Below are 18711 nucleotides of genomic sequence, written 5' to 3'. Positions count from 1 at the left end.
CAATGAAAAAAACAACGCGCTTGTCATTACTGCTTAACCTCTTACTCATTAAATGTAAGAGCGGGGCGTAGTGCGCGTAACTGAGCAACTACTTTCAACCCCGCACATTGCGGGGTTTTTTATTTTTTGGGCCGAGGAATAGGGTATGCAGGATAAAGTTTGGATTTTTGATACGACATTGCGTGATGGCGAGCAAGCATTAAAAGCCAGTTTAACAGAAGATGATAAATTGCAACTTGCGCATGTGATAAGCCGCCTCAATGTTGATGTTATGGAAGTTGGATTTCCTGTATCTAGCCCCGCTGACTTCAGAGCAGTACAGCGTATTGCGACTGAAGTACGTAATCCAATCATTTGTGGTTTGGCACGCGCGGTAAGCAAAGACATTGAAGCATGTGGCGAAGCTCTGCGACCTGCAGAACGTGGTCGTATCCATACATTTATTGCAACCAGCCCCTTGCACCTAGAGCACAAGCTACGTATGAGCTTGGATGATGCGACAGCTATGGCTGTTAAATCAATTAAATTAGCACGTAATTATACTGATGACGTTGAGTTCTCATGTGAAGATGCTGGGCGCACCCCACATGCAGATTTATGTCGTATTGTCGAGTCTGCGATTAATGCCGGTGCATCGACCATTAATTTGCCAGATACTGTAGGGTACGTTACACCTGATGAATATTCAGCCATGATCCGTCATTTAATGAATAACGTGCCGAATATAGATAAGGCACGCTTAAGTGTGCATTGCCACAATGATTTAGGTTTGGCGGTGGCCAATTCTGTTGCCGCGGTGCAAGCGGGTGCGAGACAAATCGAATGTACCATTAATGGTATTGGAGAGCGCGCAGGTAATTGTTCATTAGAAGAAGTGGCCATGATCATGAAGATGCGTCAAGACTACTTAAAAGTGCATACTGCTATTCGCAGTGAAGAAATTTACCGAGCATCCCGACAGGTCGCAAAAATTTGTAATATGTCAGTGCAGCCAAATAAAGCAATTGTGGGTGAAAATGCGTTCGCTCATAGCTCTGGGATCCACCAAGACGGCGTTTTAAAGGCGCAGAATACCTATGAGATCATGTCACCAGAAAGTGTTGGTGTACCAAACAATCAACTCAATATGACTTCTCGTTCGGGTCGCCATGTCATAGAGCATCGCTTATCTGAATTGGGTTATCAAAAGTCGGATTACGATATGGACAGTCTATATACTAGCTTTTTAGCATTGGCAGACCAAAAGGGTACCGTGTATGACTATGATCTTGAGGCCATGATCCACTTTAACCAAATGGGTGATGATGATGATCAATTTAAGCTTGAATTTGTCAATTCAACCTCGAATTCCCAGTCGGTTGCCAGTTCTACTATTGGTATGACAGTCGCAGGTCAATCTAAACAAGAAGCCGCAACGGGTAATGGTCCGGTAGAAGCGTCCTTTCTAGCCATTGAGCGAATTATCGGTATGTCTGTTGAAGTCATAGAATACAACTTAGACGCGACGGGGCAAGGTGCAAGCTCGCTTGGCCAAGTCGATATCATTGCAAAGTACAACGGACGGCAATATCACGGTGCAGGTCTTGCTGCTGATGTTGTTGAAGCATCGGTACGGGCTATGGTCCGTGTTTATAATCTTATTAACAGAGCGCAAAAAGTCTCTGATTTGAAACAACAAAGGAAAGCAGGATGAGCCAAGCAAGTTACCAAGTTGCCGTATTAGCCGGAGATGGCATTGGCCCAGAAGTTATGGCAGCAGCAGATAGAGTGCTAGATGCTGTGAGTGAAAAATTTGAGTTCAAGTTAAATCGTCAAACCCACGCGATTGGTGGTGCAGCCATTGATGAGTTTGGTAAAGCATTACCCGAGACAACATTGGAAGCGTGTGAAGCTGCGGATGCTATTCTATTTGGTTCAGTTGGTGGCCCAAAGTGGGAACACTTACCACCGAGTGAGCAACCTGAACGTGCTTCTTTATTACCGCTACGTAAACATTTCGGATTATTTTGTAATTTACGTCCTGCACAATTATTACCTGCATTAAGTGGTGCTTCTCCATTACGTGCAGATATTAGCGAGCAAGGCTTCGATATTTTGTGTGTACGAGAGTTAACGGGCGGGATTTATTTTGGTGAAAAAGGTCGTGACGGGGAAGGTGATCAAGAAGCAGCTTTTGATACCCAGCGTTATTCTCGAAAAGAAATAGAGCGAATTGCTCGCTTTGCGTTTGAAGCAGCTAAACTACGTAATAATCATGTCACGTCGGTTGATAAGGCTAATGTATTGGCATCCAGTGTACTTTGGCGTGAAGTGGTCACAGAGGTGAGTCAAGATTACCCTGAAGTTCAGTTGGATTACATCTATGTTGATAATGCTGCAATGCAGCTCGTAAAGCAACCAAGTCAGTTTGACGTGTTGTTATGCGATAACTTGTTTGGCGATATTTTATCTGATGAGTGTGCCATGATCACCGGCTCCATGGGATTACTTCCTTCGGCGAGTTTGAATCAATCAGGTTTTGGCTTATATGAACCTGCTGGCGGCTCTGCGCCTGATATTGCCGGTAAAGGCATTGCTAACCCAATAGCACAAATTCTAAGTGCAGCCCTAATGTTACGTTATTCGCTGGGTCAAGATGAAGCTGCACGCGCCATAGAAAAGGCTGTCGCTGAGGCGGTTGCAGCAGGTGTCGGTACACCAGATATATACCCAGAAGGTGGTTACACCACACAAGATGTGGCACAAGCCATAGTATCGCGAATTTAATTGCAACGAATGCGGTGACTTCCGTCAGGTTACCGCTCTATTTGAGGATGTAGCACGTGGCTCAAACCTTATATGACAAAATTTGGCAATCACATGTGGTTGCACAGATCAATGAACAAACCGACTTACTCTATATAGACAGACATTTAGTTCATGAAGTGACGTCACCTCAAGCATTTTCAGGCTTGCGTGAAAAAAATCGTCCAGTACGTTGCCCTGAAAAAACCTTTGCGACAATGGATCATAATGTCTCTACTAAAAGCCGGTCTTTAGATGCGGCCAGTGAGGTATCAAAAAACCAGTTGATGGCATTAGCTGAAAACTGTAAAGAATTTGGCATTGTGTTGTATGACTTAAATTCAATAAACCAAGGAATTGTTCATGTTATGGGGCCGGAGCAAGGGATCACTCTGCCTGGCACGACGATTGTATGCGGTGACAGCCATACCTCTACCCATGGTGCTTTTGGTGCATTGGCACATGGTATTGGTACTTCTGAAGTCGAACATGTATTAGCAACACAAACTTTACAGCAAAAAAAAGCCAAATCGTTAAAAATACAAATTAATGGTGTGCTTCGCCCAACAGTGACAGCAAAAGATTTGATCATGGCAGTGATTGGCGTACTTGGTACTGCTGGTGGTACTGGTTATGTGGCTGAATTCTGTGGTGCTGGTATTGAAGCACTATCGATGGAAGCGAGAATGACGCTGTGCAATATGAGCATTGAAATGGGTGCCAAAGCCGGTTTGATTGCGCCAGACGACATCACATATGCGTATTTAAAAGGCCGCCCGTTTGCACCTAGTGAGGAAGAGTTTGAAGCGGCTGTTTCATACTGGCGCACGCTTCATTCAGATGAAGGGGCGCAATTTGACAGAGTGGTTGAGCTGAATGCGCAAGATATACAGCCTCAAGTGACGTGGGGCACCAGTCCTGAACAGGTGATTGGTATTGATGAGGTTGTGCCGAACCCAGAGCAAGAAAGCGATTTAATTAAAGCCGATGCGATCCGCAGTGCTTTGCAGTACATGGGACTTGAAGCTGGGCAAAAATTAACAGATGCAAAAGTGGATACTGTATTTATTGGTTCTTGTACCAATAGCCGTATTGAAGATTTGCGTGCTGCGGCATCAGTGGTCGAAGGTAAAACAGTTGCGCACGGTGTTGAAGCGTTGATTGTGCCAGGGTCGGGTTTGGTGAAACAGCAAGCTGAGCAAGAAGGCCTAGCTGATATTTTTAAAGCGGCTGGTTTTGAATGGCGTGAGCCTGGTTGCTCTATGTGCTTAGCTATGAATGATGACAAACTTGGCGCCGGTAAGCGGTGTGCCTCAACATCAAATCGAAATTTCGAAGGGCGGCAAGGGCGCGGTGGGCGGACACATTTAGTTAGTCCAGCGATGGCTGCAGCGGCGGCTATTGCCGGTCACTTCACGGATATAAGAGGGGAGGCATCATGAGTACATATCACCAAGGCCTATTAGCACCGCTGGATAAAAATAATGTGGACACCGACCAGATTATTCCTAAACAGTTTCTGACATCGACGAGCCGTGATGGTTTTGATAAAGCCCTTTTTTATGATTGGCGCTATTTAGATGATGGTGCGTCTAATCCTGACTTTGTATTAAATCGAGCGTGCTATAAAGGTGCATCAATTTTACTAACCCGTGATAACTTTGGCTGTGGTTCATCTCGAGAGCATGCACCATGGGCGCTTAAGCAATATGGTTTCAGTATTATACTAGCCGAAAGTTTTGCTGATATTTTCTTTAATAATTGTGGCAACAATCAAATGCTGTGTATCGCGCTCGCGGCTGACACATTAGAATCTTTATTCTCACTCGCTGAACAGCATGATGATATGCAAGTTGAAGTAGACTTAGTACAGCAACAGTTACGCAGTCCTTATTTTGATGCGATTAACTTTGATGTTCGGGCTGATATAAAAGCCCGACTATTAAGCGGGCTAGACTTTATTGGTGAAACAGAACAGCTCAATGACGCGATTAGTGCCTTTGAGAGCAAATTAGAATCTGAGCGACCATGGCAATAATGTGACTTTAGCGGTCCACTATATCAAGCAGTGGGTTAAGCGCATTTAATTGCAAACAACCAAAGGGCTAGTTACCCTTTGGTTTTTAATTTTTAGGAACATTACTATGAAATTTGTGGTTGCAACAGCACTGACGTTAATGGGCAGTGTCGCTATCGCTCGCCCAGCACCTTTGGTCTCTATCCCTAGCCATGACGCTTTTTTTGATAATATTGCAGCGCACTGTGGTAAAGCGTATGAAGGTAAAATCACAGTTGACAATGCAACTGGACCAAATTCATTTGCAGGTAAAAAGTTAGTAATGCACGTACGTCGTTGTAATGAGCGCGAATTGCAAGTGCCTTTTCATGTAGGCAGTGATGCGTCACGTACTTGGTTGATCACTAAAACGGGCAGCGGTTTGAGCCTTAAGCATGACCACCGCCATCAAGATGGTACCGATGATGATGCAACCATGTATGGCGGTCACACAATAGACGCTGGCTTTGCAAATGTACAGTCGTTCCCTGCTGATCAGTATTCAAAAGAGTCATTTGCTCGTCAAGGCATTCCCCAGTCGATGGGCAATACATGGCAAATGTATATATATGATGAGCAGTTCACTTACCGCTTAGTGCGTCAAGGTCGAGAGTTTAGAGTTGATTTTGATTTAACGAAGCCTATTACGCCACCAAAAGCCCCATGGGGTTATAAAGATTAATATACTATTTCGGAAGTTAGCAGTGATTGACTGTTAATTTCTGACAATAATTGTTTCCTACAACAGCTTAAATCAGTCCATTCATCGCAATATAATAAATAGCTAAACTAGTTAACCACCTCACAAGTAGCTTGTTTAAGCTTAACACGCTATGCATCAAGGCATATTTTAATGCGATGTTGAACGGTAAACCTTATTAATAAATAGGGTTTTACTTATTGGTGCCATTTACTAACTAAGTATCATGTTACTCTTAATATTTATGTAACAAAAATCAGTTATGTAAGAGCCTTGAATTTACGAGATGCCTGTTTTTATAGAGGTACCTTCATTGAATTATATTTTTAATAAAAATGTAATAATTGATATTCTCGTACTTTATATGAGCAATAATTTATCTTGTTTTAGTGACGCTTATTTTTTGGCTGTCAGCAACATCTTTGAACTTGAATCTTCGACTATGAGCCATTCGTATATTTTCCGTAATTTTCTATAAGTCGAATGCTACTATCAATACCGTAGGTGTTTCTATAAACCTTGTCGCCATAAGTGTGATTAAATGAATATATCAGTGGAACTAGTTTATAATCTATTTTCCCTGCATTACAGTCGCTACAATATTACTGATAAAGATAGGTTTTAATGAGAGGGAGCACTTTTAAGCCTTTACAAAGCCGTTGTATTCAATCTCAAATTCAGCAATGGTCCGTTTAATTGTGTGATTTTATTTAGCGTATCGTATGATTTTTTAGTTTGTGACGCAATGCCTTATTACTAATGATTAGCTGTTTAGATTTGTTATTAGCGTAATTTTGATGTTGGTTTTCTTCATTGTGCATCATTAATTTTATCTAGCTCGGGTTTTTGAAGAGCAGCCTAAATTTCATATAAGCAATAAAATATATTAAATTTAACCTCTTTAAATCTCTTAATTTAAAACATGCGTTATGCCACTTTTTATTTAAGGAAGTATGATAAACAGTCCTTTTTTATGCTACATCAATGTTTCTAATCTTATTTTATCGATAAAAAATTAATATTTTAATTATTATTTCAAGAAGAATAATTCTATTTTCCGAGTAATTAAATCATGTTTCTTTAAAGAATACAGGCTTAGAGTAAGTACTACTATAGTTTTGTTACTCCCAAGGTGCGGGGGTTTTGACTTGATAAAATAAGTAGTAAAAACAACCCCCTTTCGATTAATTATTACACTAGATATAGCCATGATAGATATTGATCCTTGAAAGAAATAGCCCTTCTCCTTACAAATTCCATGATGTTTTTGTTTATTGCATACAATAGTATGTATACAAAAGAATGGTTAATAAAATGTTAATGTGTTGTTTTTAACATGTTTACTTTCCCGTTTTTGTCAATTAGGATGGACCCCTAACTTAAACGCATATAAGTATTTTTCCCTTAATATCAAATTGTATTTTTATGAATATGAAGAAGGATTTTGTGTTGAAAAAGCAAAGTAAAAGTCGATTAAAGTTGAAAATTCTCACGATAGGGTTACTCAATTTAGGGGTTGCCTATGCACAAGAACCTATGTGTAGCGCAAGCTTTCAATTGGTAAATTATTCTCCTCAAAAATGTTACTCGGAGTTTAGTGAGTCAGATTGTACCGATGTGTGTGCGGCAGCTGATCCGGAATATAGCCCACAGTGTTTTAAATCACTGGATTTACCGTGTGATGTGATTTCAGGATTACATTCCACAGGTAAAGGCTTTCAAAGTCGTGATGATTATTCGTGGTTTCATGTATCTGATTTATTGACTTACCCAGAACTTATTTCAGAACTTCATATTTTTCAGCAAGAGTTGTTTGATGAGTTATATGGTGAGTTTGTCAATAAACCAAAATATTTTGGCTTTAGTCCAGCAAGTGATGAATTCCGACGGGTAAACTTTAGGTTGGATGTTCTTACTAAACTAGACTCTTTAGCCTCTCCTTTACGTTTTGCTGGGTTGTATAGACGCTATTCGTTAGGTCTGTTATTGGAAGAACAGTTAAATAGAGCAATCATAGATATTAAATTTAATATTGATAAGTACCCTTATTTTGATACAGCTCAGCGTCAATCATTAAAAGCAGAAATTGATTCTGTATTAACTGTGAAACTACGTTATTGGGATTTATTAAAGCGCTATACACCAGAACAAATTTCCAGTAGTCGTGTGGGTCATTTGAATAGACGAGTCAGAACATTGTCTAGGCTGATTAATGTTTTGCCGCTTGCTCTGCAAGATAAAATGCTCGAAAAGTCGCAATTACTTACACCACATATCAATATTGAATTGAAAAAATGTGACACAGGTATTTGTTATACGAAGATCACAGCACCTGAAGCGATGCCGTTCTATCCTGAGTTTGATTATCGTTTGCTGAAGTTTGAGCAAGTGCTAACAGCACTTAACAATGAAGCATCTGCATTAACTAATATTTATAATGATAATTATCAGGTGATCGAACCTAGGTTATTGAGGCAGCCAGATTTTGCCGGCTTTGTGAGTAGTAAGTTAGTGGATTATAAGGCCCTACGTTCTCAGGCTAATTTAGAACGTTTAGCGACAGCAATAGACATAGCTTATTTGTCGAAAAACCAAACTGGTAAAGCGGTATTGGCTGCGTTAACTGAGCGCAGTGATGTTACAGATAATATGGGAGTCACCAGTTTAAGCGCTTTTGGTACACAACCTATTTTATTGTGTCAGGAGTTTAGAAAAATAAATCCTGAAATGGCAGCGATTCAGGATGAGGGTTTTACGTTAGCCACAGAAGCAAGAAGTTTGCTTTCACTCATGATTCGTGACGGGTATACGGCAGAGTTACTGACTCAGTTAGAGGCAATAATCGCTCGCTTGAATCAACTCGCAGCTCGAAGTCAAGTGATTAGCAATGTCGAAATGTTTGATAAAGACCGATTAGTAACAATTGATTGGGATTTGTTTGAAGCATCAGCATTAACTCATTCACGAGAGGTTATTGAGCTGGAGTACCTTGAATACAATGGCATGTTTTGGACACCGAACATGTCAAGAACGCTGTCTGAAATTTTTCCTTCCATATACCATGCCGGCACAATGTCAGGGTCGCTTTTACCTTCAGGAGTAACTGCAAATTCTCAGCTAAATAATTTGCAAATTACCTTTAGCCAAAGTGCTTTCCATGCTTGTTCTGCAAATAATGCCACGATAAATGCCGTTGTAAAAGTGACTGATGGACAAGGCACCGTCAGTCGTCAAGTTTTAACCGCTAATTTCGATCAACTATAAGTATTAATAAAGGATATATTATGAAAATGTTATTGTTAGCCACTTTGTCTTTGACAGGTGCTACCTTAGCTCAAGCAGCTCCAATAGAAGTATTTAATGCAGACACACAGTGTGCGTCAAGAATGACGGGCACAGGAGAACGATTTGTTCCTCCTTGTCAGTTCTCTTCACAAAGCATGACAGCCGACCGTAATACAGCGTACTCGAGTGACGGACTTGTCAGGAATGGTTCTTTTAAAACTATTTTGAATTACAACTTTGTCTGTGAGTCTTTACGACCTCTGTCTGTACGTTATACGTTGAGTGCAGGCTCCGATGCATCCGAGACCAATAGAATTGCCGGTTCACGCATTAATGAAATTAATACCTTATCTATGGTGCATGGAAATCATGATGCTGACTTAGTTTTCAATGGATTAGATGGTGTTGTGGGTTTTCAGGCAATAAAGCCAGGCTGCCAACTCAATGTTAACCAGTTACTGACTTATCCTGAGCCAAGCTATTTTGGCCAGTTAGCCTCACATTTAGTGACACATAATGGCGTAATAAAGTCGCTAGTTAGTATCGCACAACCATCAACTAACAGTGTTCAATTAGTCAGCTCAATCGATAACACGTTAGATCTGTTAAGCAACTTAACGTTTGATATTGAAGATCCGATATTCCTCGATCAAATCACAACCGCCCAAGCCGATTTAGAGCGTTCAAAGGCTGTTTTTACAAATAACTGCCGTGCCGGAAGTTCTTCATCTCATTGCACCATAGAACTCTCGCGTTTGCGTCAAGTATTGCAGAATAATTTAACGTGGAATGAAGCCGGAATTAGAAGTTTGCATACTTATTTGTCGGAGCAAACGCGTTGGTTATCTGGTCAATCAATCGGCAGAGACGCGCTTGTGCTTTCAAATGCGGTTAACAGATTACGTAGCCGCTTGTAACTGATTTTAAAGAGTAAGGATTTATTCACCCAAACCGTAATAAAGGAAATGAAAGATGTACGGAAAATTAATAACAACTTCGGTTGTCGCTGCGTTACTGCAAAGTACAGCAGCAAATGCTTTACCGGATTTAACGACAGGTAATCCACTTGATGCACTTGGCATGTCAACGCCTGCAGGTGTTGGCAATATTATGTCTGACAGTGAGAACCCTTTAACGCTGCATGTTGCACCGGTACCTGTGAAACAAATCAATGGTTTATACGCAGAATTAGGAGGAGCAGGCCCGGGTTGTGATAACTATGTAAATACTAAAACTCAAGCCTACCGTCAGCTGGCAACACCGGTATTACAAGAGCAAGCGTATTTAAAAGGTGATTTTGTCAGTAACTGGTATCAGCTGACTTATGGTATTCCACGAGCCAACTTTGAAGGTCTTAATGAGATCAAGAAGGCGCGCAAGGTGATTACTGATGCAGCACTAGCGAATCAAGGTTTGATTGATACATACAATACATTGAAAGCACAGTGGAATCAGCTAAACATTGAATTAAGTGCAGCCTTTGCTGAGCGTGACAGGTTAGAGCGAGCAAGAATATCGGAAGGTCAAGGATGCTTTACGAGTAGCGGTGGTGATTTCGCCAAGTACTTTGAATGTATTACAAAGGTGACCAATAAGTACCAGCCTCTTGAAGCGGCTGTTGCCTCGACGATTAGTGATTTGCAAACGCAAGTTGGCAATATCAGAACGAGCTATCTAACAGCGAAAGGGGCATACGACGCATACAAAGAAAAGCTGGTATTGGCTGAAAGTAATGTGAATTTCCATAGTTTAATCATTAACTCGCAATCGGTTATTTCTAAAAATGCTTGGGCATTAGAAACTGACGTTGTCAAAGAACATGGTAAGGCGTTAGTTGGATTAGCCAGTGCGGGTTATAACATTTGGGATAAAGAACGAGACCTATTATCAACCGCATTGAGAAATTCAAACAACCACCAATTCTCGGCGAAACAGTTGAACTTGTTTAATGTACGGGTGAACTCAGGGGTTACACGAAATAACCCTAATGTGACGGCATCTGGAGAGAGTTTATTTTCACGTAATGTTTGGAGTTACCCAGCGGATACTTTGATCAATAAAGATATCTTGAATGATTGGAAAATGCCGTTTGAGCGTGAAGAAATTGGTGACACTATCCACTTTGATGCAATGGATGAAGGGTCATTTGCATCAGGCGGAATTGATTTCTTTGTTACTCGTGATGCACGTTGTGGTGATTACAGCCAGACAGTGGAAGAAAATTATTCAGGTACAGAGAACAATGTATCTGTTTCTTGGAAAGTCACACGTAAACTTTGGGAACCACAACCAAACCGCGCAGTGTTTGTTGCTAATTTAGGGTTGTCGTATAACTACTATGCCTATCCTGGTCCAATTTCTGGTGAGTGTTCTATTAATGTTGACCGTATGAATAGTTACTGGAGAAGTGTAGGAAAATCTACGGGTTGGAGCTGGTTTAAGCGTAAAACATCGAGCTGGGATAACACTGTTGAGACGGCAAGAGACAATATGGGGATGGAATGTAAGTTGGATCTTAAACCACAAACAAATGACCCTGATGAAGCAGCGCGTATCGCTGAAGAAATCGAAAGAGAGATGTACAGCGATATGTGGCAAATGTTCTTGTCAATCTATGCTAAATCTTATGATATTGAGCTAGAAAAGCCAGAGCTCCAAGATCCTAAGAAAGAAGCTGGTTTAACTGAGATATGTAACAGTCGAAATACTTATTGTCGTTATAGCAACATTGTTCTTAAAGCACTGAATGCACTCGGTGGTACTAAAGCAACGGGTACAACGTCACATGTTTCTCGTCAATACGGAAAAATTTATAAACGTTTTGATAAGAAAATATGGAATGTACAAGAAGGCAGTGCATTAGTACAAGTTAAGGTATGTGTTGATAACACGCAATGTAATTAGTTTGCGTTTTTAAAGGGGGTCCTGCCCCCTTTAATCATGTTTAATTTTAGGATTTGGATATGAAAATCAAAGCAATTGGTGCTGTTATCGCCGTATCTATTATTGGTTATGTGGGGCTTTCCAGTAAAGAGATTGCTTTAACCAATGACGCACCAACTTCCACTTCAACAACTGCAGTGACCTTAGAAGATATTGAACTTGCTACGAGTAAAGGCATAGCTAAACCTGTTGGTATTAAAAGTAGAGAGAAAGGTGCTCAAGTCAGCGTAGAACAAGAGACGAATGTACAGGATATAGTACAAAACGCCATTGATATCGATACCAGCGAAGAAGACAAATATTACGACTTCATTATTGAAAACTTCCCTGAGTTGACTGAAGACGTCAATACATATCGACATGCGATTAAAGAGCAGCGGCAAAAAGTGAGTGTGTTTAGTGCACATATGAGCGAAAGAAATAAACAGGTGTCGTTGTCAAAAAATATTGATAGTGGTGCTGATAGTGCCTTGAAGGAGCAACAGGATATTTTGTTGGCGCAAGCAAGAGTACTAGGACAGCAAGCTATGGCGCTGAATCAAGCGATTAGAGAAGCGGCCTACAATAAGTAGCCACTAAGGAGATGAAGTAAATGAAATGGACAGAAAGCATATTAGTTCCCCTTTGTTTTGTTGTGTCAGCATGTGGCAGCAGCGAAGGCCACAGTGACACCGGAAACACAGTACTTGTAAGTAACATTAAGCCAGTCGCGAAAATTGTAGATATGACTCCGATTAAAGCGATTCAAACGCCATTGAAATTCAATGGCGCGGATAGTTCCGATGCTGATGGTGATGCCTTAACTTATCACTGGAGCTTAGTGCGAGTGATCGATCAGAAAGTGATTCCCCTAGAACAAAATACCGGCAATGAAATAGCCGTCAGTGTCGCGGAGCAAGGTAATTACTCTTTGCGACTGTATGTGAATGATGGGCATGAAGATAGCACTGCAGCTCAGTTTGAGTTTTTGGTACCAGAGCAAGCTGCACTTGTTGCTGATGCGGGCAGAGACTTTACTGTTAAAAAAGGGCAGGTGATTTCACTAAGCGGGGCAAATAGCAAAGCAAGTAATGGAACAATATCGGAATATCACTGGAAAATTCTTGATAAACCAGCGGATAGTAGTGCACGGATCTTTAGAAACCAAAGTACTAAAACTAATTTTGTCGCGGATGCTGTAGGTACATTTATAGTGCAATTATCGGTGACGGATAAAGCTGGGTTGACGGCACAGGATTCGGTTGTGATCACCAGTGATGCCATTGATGTAAACTCGCCGCCAATGGCAATAATTAATGTTGAAAAATCAACATTAGCACCTAATGAGATTATTAGATTAGATGGTTCTAAAAGCCATGATCCGGACCGCCTAGATCGTTTGAGCTATCGCTGGTCTGTGTTATCGGCTCCAGAGAATAGTCAACCGGTTGTGAGTAAAGCATCCGCAAAGAGAGCATCTTTCTCCTCGAATATCGACGGTGTTTACGATGTGCAATTAGCGGTTACCGATCAGCATGGAGCTCAGGATGAGGTGGTGCATCAATTTATAGTTCAATCAGAAAATCAGGTACCGATTGCCGTTTTAGGTTCGGATAAAGTGGTTAATCTATCTGAAACCGTGTCTTTATCCTGTGTATCTTGCTTTGACCCAGAAGGAGAGCAACTCAGCTATGAGTGGTTGTTATTAGGCGCACCGCAAAGTAGTGCCGCGCACATAGTGTCAAGTCAGTCAGCTGTTACAGAGTTTACTCCGGATGTTGAAGGGGAATATTTAGTTGCAGTGCGAGTTTCAGATGGACTGCATTCTACAACGTCTAATACTCAAATGTTTGATGTCAAGGCAAATCAAAAACCAATCGCGCAAATAGCTCCTATATCTACAGTCGCTCTCGGCTCTCAGATAGTTTTGGATGGGACGGGCAGTTCAGATCCTGAAGGTGCAGACCTTACCTATGAATGGCAGGTTGTTTCGCAGCCAGCTAATGAGGTGCTTGATACATCTGTAGTGGGTAAAGCAATGTTGCAAGCCAGTCATACGGGCACCTATGTATTTTCACTCAAAACCCATGATGGTACACAATACTCCGATACAGTGACACAAACTGTTTTAGTAACACAAGATAGAGCTCCAGTGATCAATATTCACGGTGGAGATAGCCAAAGTGCACGTCTTGGAGATCAAGTTACCCTTGATGCAACAGCTAGCTATGACCCAGAGGGCGAAGCACTGGTTTATCAATGGAAGCTTGTTGCACCAGCAGGTTCAAACACCGTAATGGATGATAGTCGTACTGGGCTATTGAACTTCACACCTGATATAGCAGGGCTTTACGGTGTTAATTTAACCGTATCAGACGCAGGCGGGTTGCAGACCAGTAGTACAGTCACTGTTACGGTCACAGAGCAAATGGATGATCTCCTGTCAGGGACAGTAAAAGGTCGTGTAGTTGATACTGGATTAAATGGTGTGCCAAATGCGGTATTTAAGATAAATGACGAGTTACACACAGCCGGTAGCGACGGGTTTTATGAATTTCCAGTAAAAGTGGAAAATGGCGCAGTAATAACACTAGAGACATACGATGAGCGCTTGGTCAGTGCTAAGCACATAACGACTCATATAAGTCAAAATGACTTTATTGTTAATGTGGGTGAGTCATTTGTGCCAGTGAATCAGGTTGTAGATACCTATATTTGGGGTTGTGCTGGCTATACCGGGCCACAAGAGGTAAGCATTAAATTTAAAATGGTAGAGACTTTCCCTACCATGGACAAATTCACAGCCCAGTTTGAAAAATCATTTCTATTTACTGTTGAAGGTAATAAAAAAATCTCTTTACCAGCAACAGCTACATACGAAGTAACTACCGATGACAATATAACTATATCGCCATCGGAATCAACTAAAACTATATATTACGCTCCTGATTTTGGTGCAGTTAATATAATTAATATCTGTAATTAACTTTTCAATAAGGAAAATTAAAAGTGAAATATCTATCTATGCTTTTTTTGTTTATATCTATTTCAGCTAATGCCGTAGTGCCTATATATGTGAGTGGTGAGAAGTTTCAATATAATGAAAGTGACTTTGATCCTATTATAGAGCGAGGTCATGTCATTGGTTATGAAGCTAATATTCCAGTGCATGTGGATCTAGAAGACCCTTTCTTTGGTTATCCAGAGCTGGTTTTTGATATTAAATCTGAAGTCAAAGGCAGTATTGGGGCAGCCCCAATGTTTGCCGAAATGTCAGCTGTTTGTTCAGGTGATGCATCAAGCGTCGATATTGGTCGTGATGCTGACATTATTATTAAAAGGGCGGGTGCCGTTAGAAATGCACGTTTCTCTATTTATAATAGGTTGCGTACAAATGGTGTTTGTAAAAACTTGAATGTTAAAATTGAAAAAATTCACAGTTCAGTTACTGATACAGAAGCTTATATTGATAATTTTAATTTTGACTTGATTGTTTACTTTGGCTACTAAAGTTAAAAATAAAATCAACAGAGCGTTGTTTTAATAATTACATTTAAAATAACAAAAAATAAAAGGACTACTTTATGAAAAATCTTATTACATTGGCTGTACTTTCGGTAGGGGCCATCTCTTTTCAATCTGCTGCAAATGAGCAAGAGAGTGATTTAGCACTATCGAAAATTGACCATTCAGCGCAAGTAGAATTAAACAATTCAGAGCAAGCTGAGTTTAATAACACCGTCTTCGGACCTCGCTGTTGTTATGATCGTGACAGAGGTCGACCCGGTGAGGAAGGTTGCCCAGGACCAAATTCAGTGCCACTTGAGGAAATGCTAGCTGCTGCCAAGCCTTCGATGTTATCAGCACCTATTTATATAGGAGGTGCTCGCTATACATTAAATAAATCTAACTTCAATGGTATTTATGAAACACGTGTTATTTACGACCCTTGTGATTTTGAACCACCTCGCACTTATCGCCAACTTGTCGGGTATGAAGTGTCATTCCCAGTTGATGGGGATTTGAGTCAAGACTTAATTTATGATCTGGTAGGTCGCTCGAATAAATCAATGTCGCTATCGGCATCGTGTGGAAGTTTCTCTGGTTCTGATTCAGGTAGTAAATATGTGATCTCTACTCGTAAAAATACCGGTGGAAGCTGTAAAAACATGCATGTTAAATTCAGATTTACGGGGTCAGCACCGAGTTATATTAATCTGAATGTTACTATTTCAGAAGAAATATAATAAATTAATTTCTGTTCCTCGTCGTAGTTACCTTACTACGTACGAGGTGCTGATTTTATATTTTTTAAATTATTTGTATTTATTTTTAATTTTTCTTTAAATGTAAATTTATTTTTAAATGGTTATGTGTGGTGCTTTTGTTTTTTATTTGTTAATTAGCTTAACTTGTTTTATATAATTCATATTGCGTGGCACTAACTGATTTGTTAATAAATAAAGTTTGTCTTTTCCTCGTTGCCAGAGGTATTGAGGAAAGGTCATTAAGATCCGAGTTTAACGAATTTAGAAAGTATTAAAGTCTTTCAAATAAGTGAAAGTATAAGGAAATTATTTATGAAAAAACTATGTATTTTAGTCGGTATGATTGGATGTATGAGCCAAGCATATGCACTAGAACAACAAAAAGTAGTGACCGTAAACCAAGATGTAATTACGTTATCGATGGAAGATTTTCAGCCTATTACAACAAATTGGGCTAATCGTGAAGTGACAACGGGATATCAAGCTTTAATCGATGTTGTGGGAGCCGAGTCAAGTTTGGTGTTTCAGGGCAAAGGTGAGCTAACGGCTAGATGGTTTGCTTCTAATTTTGGGATGACCGCAAAAGTATCATGCAGTGGGATTCCCATCGGTATGGATAAAGTGTATGGCTACCGTATCAACAGAGTGTCAACGCCAGCTAGCCCAGAGATATCAGAACTTAGACATAATGTGGGTGCATGTACTCAACTGAAGATCGAGTTTAACAAAGAAGGCAGTATTAGCCGCCAATTTTACACTCGAATCCAAGACATCAATTTCTCATTGTCAGTTAAAGGGCTCAACAACACATCGGGAGGAGTTTGATTATGTTTAAAGTAGCCGCAATAGGACTAGCGTTTATGACGACTAGCGCAGCAATTAACGCATCTGAAATGGAAGTCTTATTTACAAATAAAGATATGGTGCAAAGCGGTGCAACTTATTCTTATGCGCTAGAGACCATGAATACGATTAATGCGTCGGTATTAGAAGTTGATATTCGAATCCAAGGTGAAGGAGACTCAGTTTTTCAAATGCTACCCGCTTGTACTGAGTGGCAAGGCAGTACTTGTGTTGGGGCAGCAAAAGATATTTTGCATAGTGAGTTCTTGCACGAAGTTGACGTTTCTGTGGAATGCAACGGTCAAGCACTTTATCAGAAAACCAAAAACAATATTGAGTTTACTAATGAAGAAATAGTGACGACGGCAAGTCAGCTTGCATTTGTTCACTCTGAAATAAAGCTTAATCGGATTGAGTGCTCTGATCTTAATGTCAATGTACGTACAGTTAATGGTGCTAATGATGCCATTATTACAGGCGTTGTTCGTTTTAAAGATTCAACGTCAATTCCCACTTTTAAAAATTATGATGTAAATTTATGAAAAAAATATTAGCGATAGGTAGTCTTTTATGTGCAGTAAATGCGTTTGCTGACACTGGTAGTGTGTCTGTTGGTGGTAATGTTGTCGAGCTTCGTTTTCAAGACTTCTCACCCATAACAAAACCATATGCAGGCCGGGAAGCTGTTGTGGCATATGAAGCGACATTTGAGATGGATGGTGATTTTGGACAAGATCTTACTTATCAAGTTGGTGGCAAGTACCATACACGATGGTTCGTTGGTTCTATGGCTGTATCACTATCGGCTACATGCACTGGACCTGGCCTTGCAGCGCCAATATTTCTTGGCGAAGATTTAGCAACAGGCTTCCGCTACAACCGAACTTCATACGAAGCTAATCCGAGTTTTTCTAATGACCTGAACACCGGTGGTGAGTGCCAGACTATGACGGTTAGACTAGATAAAGTGGGCCATTTGAGTCGGCAGTTTTACACTAGAGTGACTGATCTACAATTTAATGTGCACATTATAGAGAAGCTGCCAAACTAGTCTTCTATTGAGGATATGTAAAATGAAATATGCACCTTTGCTGTTGCTAAGCTTATTTACATGTACAGCTTCAGCTTTACCAATCATTGTGAGTGGTGAAACGACTTCACTTACAAAGTCAGATTTTACCCATGAAAAGAAACTTTTTGTTTCTGAAGGTGGCGTAGACAGGTATGCAGAAGTAGCGTATCAAGTTAAATTACCTCTTGTACATACAGCGGGTATATCTCAATTGGATGTCCATTTGAGTGGCTCGATTACGTCTGCATGGTATTCATCTAATTTTGGTATGACCGCTTCATTATACTGTAATGACACAAAGATTGGGGAAGACACTACTTTTGGTGTTAGATATGAGCGAGTCAGTTACAGAGTTAAGCCTAGTATTGTAAAAAGCTCTGTTCATATCCCTGCTGGCTGTCAAGAAGTTACCGTACGGTTAGACAAGGTAGGCAGTATTGCTCGGCAGTATTATACGAATATAAGAGATATAGATATCAATGTTTATCTATTGGCACCGTTTTAAACGGTAAATCGTATAATCGCATTGTATAAATAAGGTCAATTTTTTCTCTTTTAAAGTTGACCTTTCTTCTATTTATAGAAAACCTTTGTATTTCTGTATGATATTAGAGCGTTTTTATATGAAAATCAGGGTTAGAGATTGATTTTTGCACGAACACGTTATTTTTATCACTTTTCTGCAAATAAAGGCTTGCGCTTTTTCTTCATCTCCCTATAATGCGACCCCACTGACACGGAGCGCTACGCTAACTTAGCAAAGCAAAACGCAGTCAGCGTC

At 40.4% G+C, this 18711-nt stretch carries 16 protein-coding genes; all 16 read left to right on the top strand.

Annotated features, from left to right (window positions below):
- Positions 1-145: 145 nt before the first annotated feature.
- The 16 genes from leuA (at position 146) to J8M01_RS21485 (ending at position 18435) form a co-directional block, all read left to right on the top strand.
- A complete protein-coding gene (leuA, locus tag J8M01_RS21560) occupies positions 146-1693 on the top strand; it encodes a 2-isopropylmalate synthase (RefSeq protein WP_192506231.1) in 1548 nt (515 codons plus the stop codon).
- Complete coding sequence (gene leuB, locus J8M01_RS21555; protein ID WP_192506230.1) at positions 1690-2766, top strand: 3-isopropylmalate dehydrogenase; 1077 nt, start codon at positions 1690-1692, stop codon at positions 2764-2766. The genes leuA and leuB overlap by 4 nt, the downstream gene beginning before the upstream one ends.
- Positions 2767-2822: 56 nt before the next feature.
- On the top strand, positions 2823-4226 hold the full coding sequence (gene leuC / locus J8M01_RS21550) for a 3-isopropylmalate dehydratase large subunit (RefSeq protein WP_210997862.1): 1404 nt from the start codon (positions 2823-2825) through the stop codon (positions 4224-4226).
- Complete coding sequence (leuD, locus tag J8M01_RS21545) at positions 4223-4822, top strand: 3-isopropylmalate dehydratase small subunit (protein ID WP_211049507.1); 600 nt, start codon at positions 4223-4225, stop codon at positions 4820-4822. The genes leuC and leuD overlap by 4 nt, the downstream gene beginning before the upstream one ends.
- Positions 4823-4928: 106 nt before the next feature.
- Entirely contained in the window at positions 4929-5522 is a 594-nt protein-coding gene (locus J8M01_RS21540; RefSeq protein ID WP_211059294.1) for a hypothetical protein, read from the top strand.
- 1443 nt (positions 5523-6965) lie between these two features.
- On the top strand, positions 6966-8804 hold the full coding sequence (locus J8M01_RS21535) for a hypothetical protein (protein ID WP_211059293.1): 1839 nt from the start codon (positions 6966-6968) through the stop codon (positions 8802-8804).
- Between the two features lie 20 nt (positions 8805-8824).
- Entirely contained in the window at positions 8825-9742 is a 918-nt protein-coding gene (locus J8M01_RS21530) for a hypothetical protein (RefSeq protein WP_211059292.1), read from the top strand.
- A gap of 55 nt (positions 9743-9797) precedes the next feature.
- A complete protein-coding gene (locus J8M01_RS21525; RefSeq protein WP_211059291.1) occupies positions 9798-11729 on the top strand; it encodes a hypothetical protein in 1932 nt (643 codons plus the stop codon).
- A gap of 59 nt (positions 11730-11788) precedes the next feature.
- The gene (locus J8M01_RS21520) at positions 11789-12340 is read left to right on the top strand and encodes a hypothetical protein (protein WP_211059290.1); all 552 of its coding nucleotides are present in this window, start codon (positions 11789-11791) and stop codon (positions 12338-12340) included.
- Positions 12341-12360: 20 nt separating this feature from the next.
- The gene (locus tag J8M01_RS21515; RefSeq protein WP_211059289.1) at positions 12361-14733 is read left to right on the top strand and encodes a PKD domain-containing protein; all 2373 of its coding nucleotides are present in this window, start codon (positions 12361-12363) and stop codon (positions 14731-14733) included.
- 23 nt (positions 14734-14756) lie between these two features.
- Entirely contained in the window at positions 14757-15257 is a 501-nt protein-coding gene (locus J8M01_RS21510; protein ID WP_211059288.1) for a hypothetical protein, read from the top strand.
- Between the two features lie 74 nt (positions 15258-15331).
- Positions 15332-15994 (top strand): hypothetical protein, encoded by a 663-nt coding sequence (locus tag J8M01_RS21505; protein ID WP_211059287.1) that lies wholly within the window; start codon positions 15332-15334, stop codon positions 15992-15994.
- Between the two features lie 333 nt (positions 15995-16327).
- Positions 16328-16840, top strand: coding sequence for a hypothetical protein (locus tag J8M01_RS21500; RefSeq protein WP_192506219.1), 513 nt, complete (start codon positions 16328-16330; stop codon positions 16838-16840).
- Positions 16841-16842: 2 nt separating this feature from the next.
- Positions 16843-17400: a hypothetical protein gene (locus J8M01_RS21495; RefSeq protein WP_211059286.1), complete on the top strand. Its 558-nt coding sequence runs from the start codon at positions 16843-16845 to the stop codon at positions 17398-17400.
- The gene (locus J8M01_RS21490) at positions 17397-17909 is read left to right on the top strand and encodes a hypothetical protein (protein WP_211059285.1); all 513 of its coding nucleotides are present in this window, start codon (positions 17397-17399) and stop codon (positions 17907-17909) included. The genes J8M01_RS21495 and J8M01_RS21490 overlap by 4 nt, the downstream gene beginning before the upstream one ends.
- Before the next feature lie 22 nt (positions 17910-17931).
- Complete coding sequence (locus J8M01_RS21485) at positions 17932-18435, top strand: hypothetical protein (protein ID WP_192506216.1); 504 nt, start codon at positions 17932-17934, stop codon at positions 18433-18435.
- Positions 18436-18711 lie beyond the last annotated feature (276 nt).

The sequence above is a fragment of the Pseudoalteromonas sp. MMG005 genome (genome assembly GCF_018101015.1).
GTDB lineage: Bacteria > Pseudomonadota > Gammaproteobacteria > Enterobacterales > Alteromonadaceae > Pseudoalteromonas > Pseudoalteromonas aurantia.
The sequence above is the reverse complement of the archived record's forward strand: the minus strand, read 5'-3'. Positions and strand labels throughout refer to the sequence as shown.